The sequence below is a fragment of the Rhizobium oryzicola genome (genome assembly GCF_030504645.1).
Lineage (GTDB): Bacteria > Pseudomonadota > Alphaproteobacteria > Rhizobiales > Rhizobiaceae > Neorhizobium > Neorhizobium oryzicola.
On the sequence record NZ_JAUKWQ010000005.1, the window covers coordinates 1 to 17,853 of the forward strand.

15 protein-coding genes and 1 pseudogene are annotated in these 17,853 nt (G+C 58.4%); 11 read left to right on the forward strand and 5 right to left on the reverse strand.

Features of this window, described 5'->3' with window-relative positions:
- The 8 genes from Q2T52_RS16030 to Q2T52_RS16065 form a co-directional block, all read left to right on the forward strand.
- Window positions 1-963: penicillin-binding transpeptidase domain-containing protein (locus Q2T52_RS16030; protein ID WP_302077802.1), on the forward strand; the 963-nt coding region annotated here is incomplete at its 5' end.
- A 414-nt stretch (window positions 964-1,377) separates the two neighbouring features.
- Window positions 1,378-2,130 (forward strand): ImuA family protein, encoded by a 753-nt coding sequence (locus Q2T52_RS16035; protein ID WP_302077803.1) that lies wholly within the window; start codon window positions 1,378-1,380, stop codon window positions 2,128-2,130.
- The gene (locus tag Q2T52_RS16040) at window positions 2,051-3,562 is read left to right on the forward strand and encodes a Y-family DNA polymerase (protein ID WP_302077804.1); all 1,512 of its coding nucleotides are present in this window, start codon (window positions 2,051-2,053) and stop codon (window positions 3,560-3,562) included. Before Q2T52_RS16035 ends, Q2T52_RS16040 begins: the two co-directional genes overlap by 80 nt.
- Window positions 3,559-6,822: an error-prone DNA polymerase gene (locus Q2T52_RS16045; RefSeq protein WP_302077805.1), complete on the forward strand. Its 3,264-nt coding sequence runs from the start codon at window positions 3,559-3,561 to the stop codon at window positions 6,820-6,822. Before Q2T52_RS16040 ends, Q2T52_RS16045 begins: the two co-directional genes overlap by 4 nt.
- Window positions 6,823-7,073: 251 nt before the next feature.
- Window positions 7,074-7,229: a hypothetical protein gene (locus tag Q2T52_RS16050; RefSeq protein ID WP_302077806.1), complete on the forward strand. Its 156-nt coding sequence runs from the start codon at window positions 7,074-7,076 to the stop codon at window positions 7,227-7,229.
- A 370-nt stretch (window positions 7,230-7,599) separates the two neighbouring features.
- On the forward strand, window positions 7,600-8,193 hold the full coding sequence (locus tag Q2T52_RS16055) for a TRADD-N-associated membrane domain-containing protein (RefSeq protein ID WP_302077807.1): 594 nt from the start codon (window positions 7,600-7,602) through the stop codon (window positions 8,191-8,193).
- A 559-nt stretch (window positions 8,194-8,752) separates the two neighbouring features.
- Window positions 8,753-9,934, forward strand: coding sequence for a hypothetical protein (locus tag Q2T52_RS16060; protein WP_302077808.1), 1,182 nt, complete (start codon window positions 8,753-8,755; stop codon window positions 9,932-9,934).
- A gap of 25 nt (window positions 9,935-9,959) precedes the next feature.
- On the forward strand, window positions 9,960-10,439 hold the full coding sequence (locus tag Q2T52_RS16065) for a hypothetical protein (protein ID WP_302077809.1): 480 nt from the start codon (window positions 9,960-9,962) through the stop codon (window positions 10,437-10,439).
- A gap of 171 nt (window positions 10,440-10,610) precedes the next feature.
- Here Q2T52_RS16065 and Q2T52_RS16070 read toward each other — a convergent pair.
- Window positions 10,611-11,176: pseudogene (locus tag Q2T52_RS16070) on the reverse strand (IS5 family transposase); the annotation flags it as partial.
- Window positions 11,177-11,396: 220 nt separating this feature from the next.
- Between Q2T52_RS16070 and Q2T52_RS16075 the strand changes: the two are divergent.
- The 3 genes from Q2T52_RS16075 (at window position 11,397) to Q2T52_RS16085 (ending at window position 14,231) form a co-directional block, all read left to right on the forward strand.
- Window positions 11,397-12,011 carry a hypothetical protein gene (locus tag Q2T52_RS16075; RefSeq protein ID WP_302077810.1) on the forward strand — a complete coding sequence of 205 codons (615 nt, stop codon included), beginning with the start codon at window positions 11,397-11,399 and terminating at the stop codon, window positions 12,009-12,011.
- Between the two features lie 130 nt (window positions 12,012-12,141).
- A complete protein-coding gene (locus Q2T52_RS16080; protein WP_302077811.1) occupies window positions 12,142-13,890 on the forward strand; it encodes an AAA family ATPase in 1,749 nt (582 codons plus the stop codon).
- Between the two features lie 68 nt (window positions 13,891-13,958).
- Complete coding sequence (locus Q2T52_RS16085; protein ID WP_302077812.1) at window positions 13,959-14,231, forward strand: hypothetical protein; 273 nt, start codon at window positions 13,959-13,961, stop codon at window positions 14,229-14,231.
- 245 nt (window positions 14,232-14,476) lie between these two features.
- Here the strand turns inward: Q2T52_RS16085 and hxsA are convergent, their stop codons facing one another.
- From hxsA to Q2T52_RS16105, 4 genes are read right to left on the reverse strand one after another with little or no spacing between them, the layout of a single operon-like run.
- A complete protein-coding gene (gene hxsA / locus Q2T52_RS16090) occupies window positions 14,477-15,094 on the reverse strand; it encodes a His-Xaa-Ser repeat protein HxsA (protein WP_302077813.1) in 618 nt (205 codons plus the stop codon).
- Window positions 15,091-16,176, reverse strand: coding sequence for a His-Xaa-Ser system radical SAM maturase HxsC (gene hxsC, locus Q2T52_RS16095; RefSeq protein WP_302077814.1), 1,086 nt, complete (start codon window positions 16,174-16,176; stop codon window positions 15,091-15,093). The genes hxsA and hxsC overlap by 4 nt, the downstream gene beginning before the upstream one ends.
- Window positions 16,173-17,579, reverse strand: coding sequence for a His-Xaa-Ser system radical SAM maturase HxsB (gene hxsB, locus Q2T52_RS16100; RefSeq protein WP_302077815.1), 1,407 nt, complete (start codon window positions 17,577-17,579; stop codon window positions 16,173-16,175). Before hxsB ends, hxsC begins: the two co-directional genes overlap by 4 nt.
- Window positions 17,576-17,803 (reverse strand): hypothetical protein, encoded by a 228-nt coding sequence (locus Q2T52_RS16105; RefSeq protein ID WP_302077816.1) that lies wholly within the window; start codon window positions 17,801-17,803, stop codon window positions 17,576-17,578. The genes hxsB and Q2T52_RS16105 overlap by 4 nt, the downstream gene beginning before the upstream one ends.
- Window positions 17,804-17,853 lie beyond the last annotated feature (50 nt).

Sequence of the window (17,853 nt, forward strand, 5' to 3'; positions counted from 1 at the left end):
GGCTTCTCGCCCGCCACCGTGATCCGCGACGAACCCGTGGAGTTCCAATTGGGCAGCCAGAGTTGGTCTCCGAAGAACGACGCCAACGAGTACGCCGGTCCGGTGATCCTCAGGTTTGGGATCGAGCACTCCCGAAATGTGATGGCGGCAAAGCTGGCATCGGCGGTGGGCATGGATACGGTGATGGAATATGCGCAGCGCTTGGGGATTTACGACCAGCGAAACCCTGTGCTTTCAATGTCTCTCGGCTCTGCCGAGACGACGCTGATGAGGATGGTGACGGCATACTCCGTGTTCGCCAATGGAGGAATGCAGATTACCCCGAGCCTTGTCGACCGCACGCAGGATCGCGCGGGCAAGACGATTTTCCGTCAAGATCAACGCGAATGCATCAACTGCAATGGAGACGCTTCACTGGCGGGGCAAGAGCCTCAGCTTAAGGACACGCGGCTGCGGGTGCTCGACCCCATGACGACATACCAGATCACAACGATGATGCAGAGCGTCATTGAAGAAGGCACCGCCTCGAAAAGGATTAAACTTGGCCGACCCGTTGCGGGCAAGACTGGAACCACCAACGGGAACAATGATGCATGGTTCGTCGGCTTCACGCCTGACTTGGTAACAGGAGTTTACATCGGCTTCGACGCTCCGAGGAGCTTGGGCAAAGGAGGCACCGGAAGCGCCTTAGCCGCTCCGGTCTTCAACGAATTTATGAATGCGGCTCTGGCGCATGTGGCGGTATCCCAGTTCCAGATGCCGCAGGGAATGACGGAATACCACATAGGCCTCCACACCGGAATGCTGACATCCGCCGACGATCCAAGCTCCGTAATTGAGGCGTTCAAGCCTGGCACAGGGCCATCCCCGGCGATGGTCACCATCGAAGATGAGGGCAAGCAGAGCGAGGTTAGTCCAACGGTCAAAAAGGCAATTGAGAATGGAGCGACGGGTCTATTTTGAAGGCGGAAGAAGCCCCATCTCGTGGGACTTTCCTCGTCGCATGACTGCTAAAGCCGCACACGGCACACCCCACCTCCATGGAGGTGTCCGCTTTCAGGCATCATAGGGCATCGCTTCAACGGCCGAAATGGAGGCGCAAAGCGGACCATGAGCGAAAGCAATCCCCAGGCCTCTTCTTGTCCGACCGTAGTTGGTTAGGACAGTTAATCGAGCTCAAGTTTTTCCGGGCCGCAAGGTGTCTGCTAGGATTTTGATTCCGTTTTCAAATCCGCAAACCTGCTAATTCTTAGGACTGAATTCCTGCCCCTCAGGCGTGTTGACTCATTTCCTCTTTCGGAACATATCATGAACAAACGTATTTTAGCGACGGAACACCGTCCGTAATGACCGCGATTTCGGAAGGATTGGTAACCGATGTCGGCTGCCCGCGAGACCGTGCTCGCAGATCTGCGCGAACGCATTTCCGCCCTCGAAGGCGGAACTGCATGGCGTGCGGGCTTCCTGCCGTTCGGCGTGGCGGAGATCGACGCGGTCCTTTCAGGTGGCGGTCTGGCTCACGGGGCTCTGCATGAGTTTGCAGGTGGCGGGTCTGGAACCGTGGATGGGGCGGCCGCGGCGCTGTTTGCCGCTGGAATTGCGGCCCGTACCAACGGGCATATTGCCTGGTGCCTGACACGTCCTGATCTCTTCATGCCGGCACTTGCGCAGGTCGGACTGCATCCCGATCGCGTTGTCTTCGTGGAAGCGGATCGGGAGGAGGAGGTGCTGGCAAGCATGGAGGAATGTCTCTCCTATGGCGGGCTGGGGGCCGTGGTTGGAGAACTGGTGAGGCTTCCCATGGTCGCGTCGCGCCGCCTGCAATTGGCCGCCGAGCGGACCGGCACGATGGCGATCGTTGTCAGGCGCTGGCGACGCCAGACCGAGGCCAATGACTTTGGCCAGCCGACGGCAAGCACCACCAGGTGGCGGGTAAGCGTGCTCCCCTCCGAACCTCTGCCTGTCGAAGGGGTGGGAAGGGCACGGTGGCTTTTGGAATTGATCAGATCGCGTGCGGGCGAGTGTGCCGAGTTTGAGGTTGGAGCCTGCGATGACAAGGGTCGTATCCATCTATTTCCCAGGTCTCTCGACAGACAGAATACGGCGAGCCGATCCCGCCATTCCGCCTGAGCAGGCGATTGCCGTGATCGCCAAATCCGGATCCAAGCGATGGGTCGCTGCCGCGGATCAAGCGGCGCGCAAGGCAGGCGTCCGCGTCGGCATGCCTGCCGCCAAGGCCCAGGCGATCTTTCGCGATCTGATGCTGGTCGATGCCGACCCTATGGCCGACGCGACTGCACTTGAGCGGATCGCGCTCTGGGCGCTAACGGTCTATTCGCCGATCGTGGCTGTCGATGGTTTGGACGGCATCGTCATGGATACGGAAGGTGCAGATCACCTGCAGGGTGGCGAGCAGCCGATGTTGGAGCGGATTGCCAACCGGTTCCGCGGAAAAAGCCTGATGGTGCGGGTCGCGATTGCCGACACCTGGGGTGCGGCGCATGCATGCGCGCGTGCAATCCGTCGCGAGACCGTGATTGTGCCGCGCGGGGAGACGTTCCGGGCCGTCGAGAAACTGCCTCTGTCGCTCCTGCGCCTGCCGGAGAAGATCGTCGACGATCTGCGCATGTTGGGGTTCAGGTCGATCGGCGAATTGGCGAATACGCCGCGCCCTCCCTTGAGCCTCCGGTTCGGTCCTGAAGTCGGCCGGCGCCTCGATCAGATGCTGGGCCACCTGGCCGAACCGATCGAGCCGATCCGCGCGCCAGAATGGATCGAAGTCTCCCGCGCCTTTGCCGAACCCATCGGCGCGGCAGAGACGATCAACAAATATGTGGGCCGCCTCATCGTCCAGCTTATCGACGAGCTTGAACGGCGTGGACTTGGCGTTCGCCGCGCAGACCTCATCGTCGAAAAGGTGGACGGCACCCGTCAGGCAATCCGTGCCGGAACGGCAAAGCCCGCCCGCGACGTCGCGTGGCTGACGAAGCTCTTCAAGGATCGCACCGAGCAGATCGAGCCTGGCTTCGGGATCGAAAGACTGAAACTTGTCGCCGTCATCGCAGAGCCGCTTGTCAGTGCGCAGTACGCATCCTGTCTGGTTGAGGAGCAGACGCCTGACATCACCCCCCTGATCGATATTCTCGGCAATCGCGGCTTGCGCATCTTCCGGCTCGCACCTGTTGCCTCCGATGTGCCCGAACGCAGCGTCCGACGGATAGGTGCTGCGGTCGAGCCCTTGGCCGAGACCTGGGTCAGCCATTGGCGGCGCCCCGTGCGGCTGCTTGATCGCCCGGAACGCATCACCGTCATCGCCTTAATGCCCGATCATCCGCCGCGCTCGATCACATGGCGCGGCAAGCGGCATCAGGTGATCCGGGCCGATGGTCCGGAGCGCATCTTCGGCGAGTGGTGGAAGCGGGACGCGGAGTTCGATGCCGTGCGCGATTACTTCTTGGTGGAGAACGAGGCAGGGGAGCGGCTTTGGATTTTCCGCTCAGGTGATGGTGTCGATCCGGAAACCGGCGATCACGCGTGGTTCTGCCATGGGATCTTCGCATGAGATATGCCGAGCTGCAGGTGATGACACATTTCTCTTTCCTGCGCGGCGCATCCTCGGCGCTTGAGCTTTTCACCAGGGCCAAGGAGCTCGGTATCGACGCGCTCGGCGTCGTCGACCGAAACTCACTGGCGGGTATCGTGCGGGCGCTCGAGGCCTCGAGAGCAACGGGCGTGCGTCTCGTCGTCGGCTGCCGGCTCGATCTGGCTGACGGCATGTCCATTCTCGTCTATCCGACGAACCGTGCCGCCTATTCCAGGCTGACACGGCTGATCACGCTCGGCAAAAGCCGGGGCGGCAAGGACAACTGCATCCTTCACCTGGAGGATCTCGCGCTCTATGCCGAAGGGCTCATCGGCATTCTCGTGCCCGATCTGCCCGACGACACCTGTGCCATGCAGCTTCGCAAGATGCGGGAGATTTTCGCCACTCGCGCCTATGTGTCTCTTTGCCTGCGCCGCCGTCCGAACGATCAGCTTCGCCTGCATGAGATTGCCAACCTGGCGGCAAGCGCGCGCGTGCGCACCGTCGTCACCAATGACGTGCTGTTCCATGAGCCGGGCCGCCGCCAGCTCCAGGACATCGTCACCTGCATTCGCAACAACACGACGATCGATGATATCGGCTTCGAGCGCGAGCGGCATGCCGACCGCTATCTGAAGCCGCCGCTGGAGATGGCACGACTTTTCCCCCGCTACCCGGAGGCGCTTGCGCGCACGATGGAGATCGTCGAGCGCTGCACGTTTTCGCTGGAAGAGCTGACCTACCAGTATCCGGAGGAAGCGATCGTGCCCGGCATGGATGCTCAAGCATCGCTGGAGCACTACGTGCGCGAATGCATCCCGAACCGCTATCCCGAAGGTCTGCCGCAGAAGGTTCTGCGGGCGGTCAGGCACGAGCTCGATCTCATCCGCGAGATGAAATACGCGCCGTACTTCCTGACGGTGTTCTCGATCGTCAAGTTCGCCCGCAGCCAAGGCATCCTCTGCCAGGGGCGTGGCTCGGCGGCCAACAGCGCCATCTGCTACATTCTCGGCATCACCTCGATCGATCCGGACACCAATGATCTTCTCTTCGAGCGCTTCGTCTCGAAGGAGCGCGACGAGCCGCCGGACATCGATGTCGACTTCGAGCATGAGCGCCGCGAACAGGTGATCCAGTGGATCTACAAGACCTATGGCAAGGAGAAGGCCGCTCTCTGTTCGACCGTCACCCGCTACCGTGCCAAGGGTGCCATCCGCGATGTCGGCAAGGCGCTGGGGTTGCCCGAGGATGTGATCAAGGCGCTCTCATCCGGCATGTGGTCCTGGTCGGAGGAGGTGAGTGATCGCAATGTCCGTGAGCTCAACCTCAACCCCAATGATCGACGCCTCGTCCTCACGCTGAAGCTCGCCCAGGAGCTTATGGGCGCACCCCGTCACTTGGGTCAGCATCCGGGCGGCTTTGTCCTGACCCATGACCGGCTCGATGACCTCGTGCCGATCGAGCCTGCTACCATGAAGGACCGGCAGATCATCGAGTGGGACAAGGATGACGTCGAGGCGCTGAAATTCATGAAGGTGGATGTGCTGGCGCTCGGCATGCTCACCTGTATGAACAAAGCCTTCGACCTGATCCGCGAGCACAAGGGCGAAGATCTCGATCTGGCAAAGATCCGCCAAGAAGATAGTGCCACCTACGCCATGATCCGCAAGGCCGACACGCTTGGCACCTTCCAGATCGAGAGCCGCGCGCAGATGGCCATGCTGCCGCGCATGAAGCCGCGGACCTTCTACGATCTCGTGGTGCAGGTGGCGATCGTCCGGCCGGGCCCCATCCAGGGCGATATGGTGCATCCTTATCTCCGTCGCCGTGAAGGCAAGGAGAAGGTCGAGTATCCGACGCCGGAGCTTGAGGCCGTTCTTGGCAAGACGCTCGGGGTGCCGCTCTTCCAGGAGTCGGCGATGAAGGTTGCCATGGTCTGCGCCGGCTTCACCGGCGGCGAGGCGGACCAGCTTCGCAAGAGCATGGCGACTTTCAAGTTCACCGGTGGTGTCTCGCGCTTCAAGGACAAGCTCGTCTCCGGCATGATCCGCAACGGCTATTCGGCCGAATTCGCCGAAAGGACATTCTCTCAACTTGAAGGCTTCGGCTCCTACGGTTTTCCGGAGAGCCATGCCGCTTCTTTCGCTCTGATTGCCTATGCCTCGAACTATGTGAAGTGCCACTTCCCGGATGTCTTCTGTGCCGCACTTCTCAACTCCCAACCCATGGGTTTCTACGCGCCCGCACAGATCGTCAGTGATGCCATCAAGCACGGTGTCGAAGTCCGCCCGGTCTGCATCAACAGCTCGCGCTGGGACTGCACGCTGGAGAGCATCGGCGACATGGGTCGTCATGCCGTCCGGCTCGGCATGCGCATGGTGAAGGGATTGGCGGTCACGGACGCCGCCCGCATCGTCACCGCACGGATGGACAGGAACTTCGAGAGTATCGACGATGTCTGGCGGCGATCGGATGTGCCGACCGAGGCTCTGGTGCAATTGGCGGAGGCCGACGCCTTTTTACCGTCGCTGCAGCTTGAACGGCGCGATGCGCTCTGGGCCATAAAGGCGCTGCGCGACGAGCCACTTCCTCTCTTCGCGGCTGCCGCCGAACGCGAGGCCGTCGTCATTCCAGAACAGCAGGAGCCCGAGGTTGAGCTGCGGCAGATGACGCAAGGTCATAACGTCGTCGAGGATTACAGTCATGTCGGTCTGACGCTACGGGAGCATCCTATCTCGTTCCTGCGGCGAGACCTGGAGAAGCGCAACATCGTCACCTGCGCGGATGCCATGAATGCGCCCGACGGACGGTGGCTGATGACGGCGGGTGTTGTGCTCGTCCGGCAGAAACCGGGCTCGGCCAAGGGCGTAATGTTCATCACCATTGAGGACGAGACGGGCCCGGCGAATGTCGTTGTCTGGCCGAGCCTTTTCGAAAAGAGGCGGCGCGTTGTCTTGGGGTCATCGATGGTGGCCATCAACGGCCGCATTCAGAGGGAAGGGGAGGTCGTGCATCTCGTTGCCCAGCAGCTCTTCGATCTCTCAGGCGACCTGTCGAGCCTTGCCGACCGCGATGTTGCTTTCAAGCTGCCGACAGGGCGAGGCGATGAGTTCGCCCATGGCTCGCCTGGTAGCCCGGATTCGCGGGATCGCTCGAGGCACGTTCCTGAAGCGAGGGACATCTTTATCCCGGATCTGCATATCGATACGCTGAAGGTGAAGAGCCGGAATTTTCAGTGAATCGAGTTGCGCTCATCACCCGCATCGGACTTAGATCGGTGTGAATGAAGTCGATCAGCTTTCGGTTTCGGAGGCATTGACGGAGTTGCTGCTGGCCCTGCGGACCTTTGCTGTCAGCTTGGACTTAAGCCCGAGGGTGAGCGCGAGATGAAGATGGGCTCGGCGCAAAGTTTGTCGGTATCGACCATCGGTCGATGTTCCGGTGCGAAGCGACCGGCAGGCGGATAAGGGCGGTCGTCTCGCAGGTGCCGATGACATCAAGCTACGAAGCCGGTCTTCAGCGGGTTCCGGGGGAGGCGGTAGCCGCTCTGGGAGCTCGATTCTACGAAGACGAGCGTGCGGTGCTGGCCGACAACGAGCCCGCGCAGGCGATCGTCAGTTCCGATCCGTCGGTCGTAGCTTCATAGCGCGCGAGGGATGCCGATGACCTCCACCTGCAGGAAATCCCGCCGCGGATTTGGACGAACGACGTCACGATCAGGTCGACGCGAATGGCGCGCATGTACGAGCCGGGCGTCCAGGCGCCGCGCGTGTCGCCGCCGCCTCTCCTGATGGTCGTTATCACCCATGACTACCTCGCAATGGCAGACTCGGAGCCAGCGGCCTACGAGAGGGCGCTCGAGCCGAAGAAGCTGGTGATGATCAAGGGGGGCATTTCGACCTATACCTGTGGGAGTTCGAGCAGGCAGGCGGCGCGGTCGTGGAATGGTTCGCTGGACCTTTTACGACTTAGGTCATTGAAGAATCTTGCCGATGCCGTAAGGAGAGTGACCAGTATTGGCGGAAACCGAGCGGGGCCCGATGTTCGGCGGTGTGCTTCAAAACAATCCTCTTCTCACCTTTCAGAAAATCTGGAAATCTGACAAAAGATCTCTCAAAGCGGTTTCACTTGTTGGGGTTGCCGCAGGCTTTCTGGGGGTAGCGTCATCGTACCTGACTTTCGATTACTTTCTTGAACGCATAGGTAACATCCTTATAGGTCTCGCAATTCTTGTCTGGTTCTATCTCGAGACTGCGCTCTCGGTGGATCAAGAAGCGGAGATTTCCGCGAAGATTGAACGAGCCGAGCAAGCTGTCGACGAGCATCCTGACAAGGCCCGCCCTCTTTGGGATCTGGCAAGAAGCAGGTTAGAACTTTATTTCGAACGCAACCTGGCGCAGATCAAACAGATTTTCTGGATCACGATGGTAGTGATGACCGCTGGCTTCATCATGGTGGGATATGGTATAGTCCAGGGCTTCGCCAGCAATAATATGAATGCTTCGCTGCTTGCTGCAGCATCCGGTGTGTTGACTGAGTTTATAGCTGCCACATTTCTAATCATCTACCGCTCGACGATGAGCCAGGCGGGGAGTACGTCAGGACGCTAGAACGAATCAATGCTGTCGGAATGGCAATCCAGATCGCGGACTCGATCCCCGATAATGACGGCGAGCTGCGCAACAAAGTTCGAGCAGAGCTGGGACTAAAGATACTCGACGTCTTTTCGCCAACAGCTCCTAAGAAGTCATCCGCCAACTCCAAAAGCCTTTCTTGAGCGATCATCCACGACCTCTCTATTCGTGCGGACATGGCCCAAGCTGAGAGCCTAAACAACCTTTGAGATGCCGCGTCTCAGACCGATAACAGGACATGCCGTACGCGCCCGCGAAGCCAGAATCGTTCCGCACCGCAACACGCCGCTACCGCCCCGAATATAGCAACTCAAAACCACCGGAGCGAACTCAAAACTGGATAAATATTAGGGGCGAGGTCAAGATTGCTCTCCCCGAAGGCCCAGTTCGTATTCATCGACTAGGAGTGGAACTAGTGTACCGGCTCTGGAACCGGGCATAGCGACATGTCAGGCGCTGCGGGGGAGCCCGCGGCGCTTGAAATCCTTCATGCAATATTGAGCTTTGGAGGATAGGGCAGGGCGCGAGGTGCCCTATGAGAGACGAAATCCAATTCGTATATGACGAACTTACCAACCTTGGCTTGATCCGAGCTTCGCTCCGTGAGGAAGTGAAACCGAAAATTGTCGCTTTGGAGCAGATTTCGCCACGTGATCTTTTCAGATTCGCTTTCAGCTTGTCGATCGCAAACATGATACGAACTTCGGCTTCGTTCGGTTTTGACGAAGAACACCTGACGGCGAGCCTCGCGGGCAGCCTTGCTTCTAATCTGACATGGTTCGCAAGAGCGTATAGACGCTTCAGGGGAACCCGCTCGCTACCGCAACTCCGGTGGATTCATCAGACAAAGATTAACGAAGCGCGCTCCGGGATAGACCTGGGATTTTTGTTTCGCGTTCCGGGTAAAGACGCAAATCGGCCTTACCGTCTCGTCCTGCTGCAGGCCAAGCTTGCGAGCGGGAAGGACATGAGTATCAGCATTGATCATGTCACGAACAAGCGGGCAGCAAATGGTACGCTGCAATTGTCGAAAGATGCCCTGACTGTGTTGGAGGCTGCAGCCAGCAGCAACCATCCATCCGGCATAGTTTCTCACTCTTTGAAAAACGATGCCTTCGCGATTGCGAAGAAGCAATTTGTGCGAGGTACGCCGCGTTATCAGCTAGAGACTTTGTTGCGCACGGATCTGCGCGGTCAAAGCCTGAATGGCAAAAGCGTTCCTTGGTGCTTCTACGTAGCTTGGCATGCTGCCGCCTTGCCAAAAATGATAGACGCCAGGGAGATCGCATCGACGGTACTGTCGAGAGATGCAAGTCTCCCATTGAGCCCGGTCAAAATTCCCGCGACGGCGCCAACCCTTACGGAGGTCGTCGATCGAGCGATGTTTGAGGAAACGCCGCGCTATGGGCTTGAGCTTCCAGTAAAAGATCTCGGCGGCGTGATGGATTACATCGTGTCAGCCGCTCCGGATATTCGGATACTGACAAACTCGGTGAACCCGCAGCTCAATCTTATCTTCGATCGAGCACGTGGATATCGATTCTCCGACTCGCTCATACCTGCCGACCTACTCAGTCTGCCAAAACCAGCGCCGAAACGTCTGCTTGAGATCAGCGAGCAGGAAAGCAATGATTACCATGAAGAGCTAGGAACCGACTTCAGCGCGGAAACCGAAGTCGATAACGAAAGCGACTCCGTGACCTTCAATATTACCTGAACCAATTAAGTTATTGACACCTGGTATGACTCGTATGACGCTTATAGTAGTTCTATCAAGGTGTGAGCTGATGCCCTCTTTCACGACTGACAGCAATACATCAGTACTCGCAGCCAGGGTTGCCATAAGGGTCGCCGAGGTTGCGAGCTCGTGGAGAGGAAACGTCATGAAGTTCGAGGCTGCGAGGAACGAAGAGGCATTCCTTGTCTGCGTAGAATCCGATGACGGTTCATTCATACGGGCATCCATCCCTGACGCTCAGCCATATGGGGATCAGAGCGCCCTGACGATCAACGTGGATCTCAATTGCGATCATGTAACTGCAACCGACGTGCGCTGCACCCCGGCGTCTTTCGATATACTGATAGAGCACCCACCAGCTCCACACTGGGCGCATCTTTCGAACCCGACGCCCAGCGACGAGGATGCGATAGAATGGGACGCAGACTCTACGGTGCTACAGCCGCGGTCAGAATTTACAGAGCTTCTGATGTCACCCGCATGATTGTTCGGTCGTGACGAGCCGAACGCTCGAACTCTGCCTCGTGTCCAAAAAGGCGGCATTAATGACATTCGTCGCTGCCGCCGCCGCCGACAGTTTCAGCGCGTTGGAGCGGTGGCACCGGTCAGTTTAGGTGGAGCAGGCGCACCAATGGCCGAATGCAAACCCGCGTCCTAGGACGATTTTCGCGCCGCGCTCGTTCAGGTCGGCCACAATGTTGTTGCTATCGAAAGCCTTGTCGGCGAGTAGCGCGCCGAACTCGATGCCATCGATGAGCGGCGCGACGCCGACCGTGTCGAAGCGATGGCCCGGCAGCAATTCGAACCGGACCAGATTGCCCAAAGCATCGGTCAGCGCCAGGATTTTGGTTGTCATTCCGCCTTTTGAGCGACCAATGGCCTGGCTCTGAGTCCCCCTTTTGCGCCCTGACCGTGTCGGTGGACCTTGACGATGGTGGCATCCACCATGGCGTATTCCATGTCCGGTTCTTCAGAGAGGGCATCGAATATGCGTTTGAAAATGTCGGCTTCACGCCAGTCGCGAAACCGGCGGAATGCCGTGCTCCAGTTGCCGAACACAGCGGGCAGGTCGCGCCATGGGCTGCCCGTGCGCACAATCCAAAGCACGGCTTCAATGAACAGCCGGTTGTTTCTTCCACTGCGACCGGGATCCATCGCTTTTCCCAGACAATGCGGTTCTATCTTCGCCCATTGGGCGTCTGTCAGCACAAAACGATCCATCCAAAGCGTGAATCACATTCGCGCTGATTTGTGAATCCCCACACACCCTAGACCAAACACGACTTTTCCGCAGGAATCAGAAGTAAGCATATTGACTCTGTCGAGTATGTTCCTATTTTGTTCGCCATGATCAAGCTCCTTTTAATATCGCGAATAGGTTGAACGGCAGAGCCGCCCCGTGGCGGCACGAGCATTGTTTTTCTGTTCGAGGATGTTCATGATGAGCTATTCGCCCGTCGACACGTCTGCGGCGCTGTACGCCGCCTATGCAGAGGCCTCCACCAAACTTTTCTACCCAAGAGGAACCGTCCGTTGTTCCGCCGACCCGATGTTCAGGTCGCGCTCCGCGCGTGATCTGGGATGTATTCTTGACGTCGACCCCAGTGTCGTCGCCTGGCTCTGCCTGCCGCTTCAATTCGAAACTGAGACGGGCCCTCACGTCCCGGACTTCCTGGTCGACTACGAGGGCGGCACCAGGATGCTTCTCGACGCCGTCGAGGGGAAGGAGCTTCCGGAGATCAAGGAGGGCGCAGCCCTTGCCGGGTTTCGGTATCGCGGCGTTCCGCGCGAAGAAGTAGAAGGCGGATTTCGGCTAGTCAACGCGAAGGACATGCTGCGATACGCACACTGCCGGACCCCGCTGAATGATCGTATCAGGATGCTGTCAGCACTCGAAGACTTGGGGTCGCTGACGGTGGCGGAAAGCGCCGCGGTCTTCCGTGAGGTCCCGCCAATGACAGGCATCTCTTGGATGGTGCTGCACCGGCTTATTTCGATGGAAATTGATGATGCGATGATCGGTCCAGAGACGATCCTCCGTCGGATTCAGCGCTGAGGAAGGGGGCATGGATCACCGAAAAGTCGCCCACCGATCAGTAACGCTCGAACGCGTTGCATACGGGATCGCGCTCAGAAGGGGACTACGCCGCAGCGGGCTATTTCTGCGAAGGGCTCCAGGAAGGCAGATGGTGGCCGTTCTTCGTTTGCCTGTCGGAGCCAAGGTGGACGAATACGAGGCCGCAGCCGCGATCCTACTTGCGAGTATCCCCGAGCTGGCAAGGGCCACAGTAACGGGCCCGAAAATCAATAGGCGCGGCGTGGTAGATGTCGAAGCAATTTCCAATATGCTTCGACAAACACCGGTGCTGGTAGTCCTGTGGCCTAACGAGCAGACCGTTCCAGGTATCATCGCGGCGACCTGCGACCGGGTGGTAGAAATCGATCCGGTGCGACCGGCACATCTCGTGGCGGCGGCCAAGGTTTTTTCCGAGCAAGTCATCGATCTGGCGGATGCGAAGAGGATGCTGGAGTATCCGCCGGACTTAATGTTCGCTGCCTTCCGTCCCGGACGGGCGGCTGCAGACGTGGTTCGGAGACTTGCAGAAACGGCGGTAGGAAAAGGGGTCTCAGCCGGGCCGACCTTACAAGAAATGGTCGGATACGGCGAAGCCCAGTCGTGGGGTTTGGCACTTGCGAGAGATTTGCGTGATTGGCGGAAGGGAAAAATCGCATGGACTGACGTTGACCGAGGCCTTCTTTTAAGCGGTGCGCCAGGCACGGGAAAGACAACATTTGCCGCGGCTTTGGCTCGAACCTGTGAAGCCAAGCTGATTGCAACATCAGTCGCGAAGTGGGAATCTTCCGGCTACCTGAGCGACGTTCTCTCGGCCATGCGTCGCAGCTTTTCCGATGCGATCGCCGCAAGTCCCGCCATTCTCCTTGTTGATGAAATTGATGGGATCAGTGATCGCAACCGCGTCTTCGGCAACGCTCATGAAACTTACTGGACACAGGTCATCAACCTCTTCTTGGAACTCATGGATGGGGCGGAGCGCTTGGAAGGTGTCGTTGTGGTTGGAGCGACCAATCATCCCGAGCGCATTGATCCTGCACTGAAACGGGCAGGGCGGCTTGATCGGCATATTCATATTCCCTTGCCTGATCTTTATACTAGGCGTGACCTCGCGAGGAGGTACTTCGGAGAAACGTTGTCTGATGGCGATCTCGATTGTATCGCCGCCACGACAACAGGGTTCACCGGAGCCGATTTTGAAAGGGCAGGCCGTGACGCCCGAAGAGCTGCTCGACGAACAAATGGCACCGTCTCTATTGCCGAGGCGTTGGCCGGGTTGCCCAAGCCAAGAATGATTGTTGGAAGCGAACGGCGAATGGTGGCTATCCACGAAGCTGGGCACGCGGTCGTGGGCCATTGCCTCGGAGTTGCCCATCTGCAGACGGTGGCGGTACCGTACGAGGTACGCGAACCTCAGCCGCTGGGATACGCGTTCTTTGAAATGGATGAGCATAAGCTCTGGGACCGGCAAGGACTTCTCAACCGCATTGCTCTGACCTTGGCGGGTAGAGCTGCAGAGGAGGAAATCCTTGGCACGGCTTTCGAAGGCGCGGGCGCCGCGGAAGGCGCCGACCTCCATGTGGCGAGCGACATTGCCACTATGATCGAGGTCCGCCTCGGAATGGGGGAAGGTCTCTCATTCTTCAATCTAGACTCCGTTGAGGAACGGGACCGCGTCCGGCAGAACAACCACGTAGTCGCCGCAAGGGTGGAACGCCTGCTTCGGCAGGAGATGGATCGCAGTCGTGCCATTGTCCGCGAATTCCGGCGGGCTATCGAGATGATCGCGGACGTTTTGGTGAACGAGGCGGTCATTGATGGTGAAGGCGTTCGCCGCATCCTGCGGGAGAACAAGCCATGACGAGAGGAGAGACTGAAAGGGAGGTCGATTGGAAGATCGTCGTACGAAGCCTGAAGGAAAGCGGCACGATGGAGGCGCGCGTGCTCGTGGAAAAGGCAATCCTCGAAGCCGGAGGTGTGCCACTTCGGCTTCGCGAAGCGCGGCGACGGCTCTTTATTTTGACAACGTCAGCTTCCGGAGGAAAACCGACAATCATTGAAGGCAACTGCGGGCTGGTCTGTCTGGTTGCGCTCGATGATCTCTTGGACGTCTTGATGGAGAAGGGGCCGACACTCGCCGAGGTGATCAAAAAACGCGGAGGACGATCCCGTTTGAATAGGCCAAATGATCCTGCACGTTAAACGGTGATCACTGGACGCTTAACCGATCCGTACGTCGCGAGTTCCGGCGGTCCGCTGCCCTCCGGGACTTGATGCTGCCCTGTCAGCAGTCTACCTCGCTTAGAGGGCATTTTCGGGATACGCATGCCGTGTGATCCGAAACAGAAGTCTCGATGAGCGTCAGCCTCGCGAGCGCCTCGTCGATTCCTCCCAGATTTCCTCGCCGAAACCGCTGACTCTGGGATCCGGGCGGCGGGCCGTTCCTGCTACTGTGCAGATATTCCAAACACGTTCAGGACCTCCGCAGTTACGGTCCCGGTCACTTTCAGATTGTTGTCCTGTTGCATCTTCCGCAGCGCTGCGCGCGTCCCCTCGTCGACTGCGCCCGTAAGTGGGCCACTATAGTACCCATAGGCCGTCAATCCCGACTGTACTTGTATGACGATCTGTTTGAACTTGTTCGAGTTGCCGGGCAGCACTTTCATAGGCGGGTTCTGCGCCGGTGCTATCGCGGACTGCGTGGGAGCAGGATTGGCCGGCACCGATGGCAGGGTCGGCGTGACTGCGGGAGCAGAGTAGAGTGGCGCCGGCGCAGGTGAGGGCGATGGAGCTGGCGTCGTCGGCTCGTAGGTCGGACTCGTATAGCTTCGGTTGACATATCCGCCGCTTGTGCCCGAAGAGTGGCTGGAATGGCTCGAGTGTGAGCTGTGGCTGGAATGCGATCTATGTCCCGCCAAGGTGAACAGATGCCGGATCCTCAGCCGCTCGAAAATGGATTGAGGGAAAGGCTTCTTTTCCGTAGAGACGCCGGGCATAGCGTCTGCCTTGGTTGGCAGAAACCCGGCCGCGACCAGCGATGGAATGAGGAAGATGCGCCGTTTCATATTGGGCCGAGCTCCTTGAAGCCATGAGAATGGTCGTACCAGGCGAAGAAGCCGCCACATCGATGACGAGATGAGCAGTCATCACAGAAGGCTTCGAACTTGTTCTTCCAGTCCGAGATCGTCGCCGGAGCGTACTCGCGGTACCGCGCAGGAATTGAGCATAGTGGGAAGTTGTAGAGTTGGACTGGCACGTCCCTGGCCACGGCAATGTTGATACAGCGCGCGATACTTGAAAAGTCGATTGATGTGTCCCTGAAGATTGAACTCCAGTTCTTGCGCCCAAAGCCTATGCTTTCGAGCTGCATGATCGCCCAGCGCTCGACGAACGGGAGGGTGGTTCCGACGAAAGACGCTAGCTCGGGCAGGACCTGGTAGTTCTGCTCCAGAACCACGGTCCGTAGTTCAACTGATGCTCCGGCTTCGAATAGAACGGAGAACGATTTCAGCAGCCGGTCGAACGCCCCTTCCTTATTGACGATCTCATCATGAAGCTGTCCGTCCGCGGCGTAGAGCGGGATCCCCCATAGAATTCGGTCGACGCCGATCTCCTCGATCAACGCGCGATCCTGCGTGTCGAAGTGCTGGCCGTTCGTCAGCACATGGAATTTTAGATCGGACCGTTGCCGCGAAAGCGAAAGCAACATTTCAAAAAGCGCGCGCTTGTGGAGCAGGGGCTCGCCCCCAGAGATCCCAATGTAAGCTCCCTGCGGCGCGAGTGACGCTGCCGCGTGCAGTTGCGGGAAAAGGTCTATGTGGTGCTTCTTCGGAGGCTGCGAGCACATGATGCAGAGTTGGTCACACTGCTCGGTCACGAGCAGTGTGTTGTGGTTGGAGTCCCCCCTGATCAGTCGGCGCGCGCTTGCCTGGCCGGGGACAAGCATGATCACGTCCTGGTCGAGAGGCGTTCCCGCGGGAGCTTCAAGGACGAGCGAAAAACCATCTAGATCATATTCTCGTCGCGATCCTTGGATGTCTATTAGGACCGCGTCTGCAGGCCCCGCGTTAGATCCGTTGTCCCGGAGGCGGACTATGATCGGCTCCACTATTGGAAGGGGCTCGACGGGAAGGCGGAGCTGAATCATGCATGGACTCTCACAAGGGTGGGATCGATGTCTTCCAGCCCAGACCACAGAGCCAAGGAATGTCGAACTTTGGGGTCGTTCGAGTAAAGTAGTTCGAATGCGAGGTCGAAGATCGCCATATGCCGTTGGCAGAAGTTCGTCTCGTGGCGTGGAAGGTCGATACGTCCGTACCGCGAGAGGTCATCGATGAGGTCAACGCCGCAGAAGGCCTGATAGGGGCAATGTATGCAGTCGGCGTCGAAGAGGTTGGTGGCCTCAGCGTTTACCGTGTCGACAACGCGGCGATCCATTCCATCGCGAACGTTGCCCATGCGCAGGTCGATCTGGCCGAGGCGGCTCATCATTCTTGCTTCGTCGGTCGGATAGAAAGCACCATCGTGATCAACGACGACATAACTTTTACCGACGATATTTGGATTTCGAAGGTCGACGTGGGCGTCATGTCCTCCGCGGATCACTCTGCGTAGACAGTGCGAGAAGTAGTACTCCTCCATCGGGCTTTCTGAGTTCCAGTTGTAGTCGATCAAAGCCGCGATAAATGCCCTGACATAACTGACCCAAGTTTGTAGTGTCTCACGCGTACGAAACCGCTTCCTCGCAAAGCCCTGGTGATTTACCGCACGCAAATAGATCGACGCAAGGCCGAAGGATGCGTAGGTTTCAATGACTGCCGAAGGATCCGGAAGGGCGTCGATGTCGAACGTAGGAAGCGCCGACACCCGCGCTGGGAATTGATCGACAGCACGCCGGAGGTTACGCAAGAACTGCTGCGTCGAAGCGGAGCCCACCGTCCGATGGCGCTGGTGCAGGTCAACCGTCGGATCGAGCGACGTGCTGACATTCGTGTCGTCAGATGCAAGAAAATCCCAAGCCTCTTCGGTCACTTCTTGAAGGTTGGTACAGACCACGAAGCTCGAGTGCTCGAACCTAGAGCGCACAAAGCTCCGGACCTTTTCGAGGAGGTCCAGCCTCAGAAGCGGTTCTCCGCCCTGGAATTCGATCTTTATTTCTTTAGTAGAGAGGCTCTCAAGCCAAGCGATCACTGCCGCAAGCGTTTCGTTGCTCCAGTCATGGCCGGGTGTGTTCTCGTTGACGCGGCTCACTTGGCAGTAAGCACAGGACAGATTGCACCGAAGCGTCGGAACTAGGATCACGTAGTTGAGTTCGCTCGGAATATGGAAGCGTCGCGCCCATCGATACCGAAAGGCGTGACGGGCTACGTGGTTTCCTTCGTCGAAGGCATGGCCGTTCGAGGTAAGGAAGCGGTAGTCTTCAAAGGTGAGGGCGTCTGTCGCATAGCGTTCGAGGTAGCCCTCGTCGCTCTTAAAGAAACCTCCGGCGTCGTCGCAGAAAAGAAACCCGTCGTCGGCCATTGGTCTAAATTTCAGGGGGACTACATTCATCCAGTCAGGCTTTCGATCAAGCTCTGCCGCAAGGCGAATGTCTCCTTGTAGATCTTTTGTCTGTAGACGGTGTGGCGCAGCGAGGCAGCTACCGCGGGATCCTCGTTTGTGATCTCGACGCATCCGTCGCGCTTGAAGACCTCCACCTCAGGATGGAGATACGAAAAGCGAAGCAGTGCTTCGTCAAGATAGGGTGCGAAGACAGGGGCTATTTCTATGAGCACGGCCGGACCTGATTAGGTTGAGAAGCCGTAGTATACATGGGTTGTCAATA

Bases quoted from the DNA above. Each gene is read 5' to 3' on its own strand.
- hxsB (WP_302077815.1), bottom strand. From the start codon at position 17,579: ATGAATGTAGTCCCCCTGAAATTTAGACCAATGGCCGACGACGGGTTT.
- Q2T52_RS16050 (WP_302077806.1), top strand. From the start codon at position 7,074: ATGACATCAAGCTACGAAGCCGGTCTTCAGCGGGTTCCGGGGGAGGCG.
- Q2T52_RS16035 (WP_302077803.1), top strand. From the start codon at position 1,378: ATGTCGGCTGCCCGCGAGACCGTGCTCGCAGATCTGCGCGAACGCATT.
- hxsA (WP_302077813.1), bottom strand. From the start codon at position 15,094: ATGAAACGGCGCATCTTCCTCATTCCATCGCTGGTCGCGGCCGGGTTT.
- Q2T52_RS16080 (WP_302077811.1), top strand. From the start codon at position 12,142: ATGGTGGCCGTTCTTCGTTTGCCTGTCGGAGCCAAGGTGGACGAATAC.
- hxsC (WP_302077814.1), bottom strand. From the start codon at position 16,176: ATGATTCAGCTCCGCCTTCCCGTCGAGCCCCTTCCAATAGTGGAGCCG.
- Q2T52_RS16065 (WP_302077809.1), top strand. From the start codon at position 9,960: ATGACTCGTATGACGCTTATAGTAGTTCTATCAAGGTGTGAGCTGATG.
- Q2T52_RS16040 (WP_302077804.1), top strand. From the start codon at position 2,051: ATGACAAGGGTCGTATCCATCTATTTCCCAGGTCTCTCGACAGACAGA.
- Q2T52_RS16045 (WP_302077805.1), top strand. From the start codon at position 3,559: ATGAGATATGCCGAGCTGCAGGTGATGACACATTTCTCTTTCCTGCGC.
- Q2T52_RS16085 (WP_302077812.1), top strand. From the start codon at position 13,959: ATGGAGGCGCGCGTGCTCGTGGAAAAGGCAATCCTCGAAGCCGGAGGT.
- Q2T52_RS16075 (WP_302077810.1), top strand. From the start codon at position 11,397: ATGAGCTATTCGCCCGTCGACACGTCTGCGGCGCTGTACGCCGCCTAT.
- Q2T52_RS16060 (WP_302077808.1), top strand. From the start codon at position 8,753: ATGAGAGACGAAATCCAATTCGTATATGACGAACTTACCAACCTTGGC.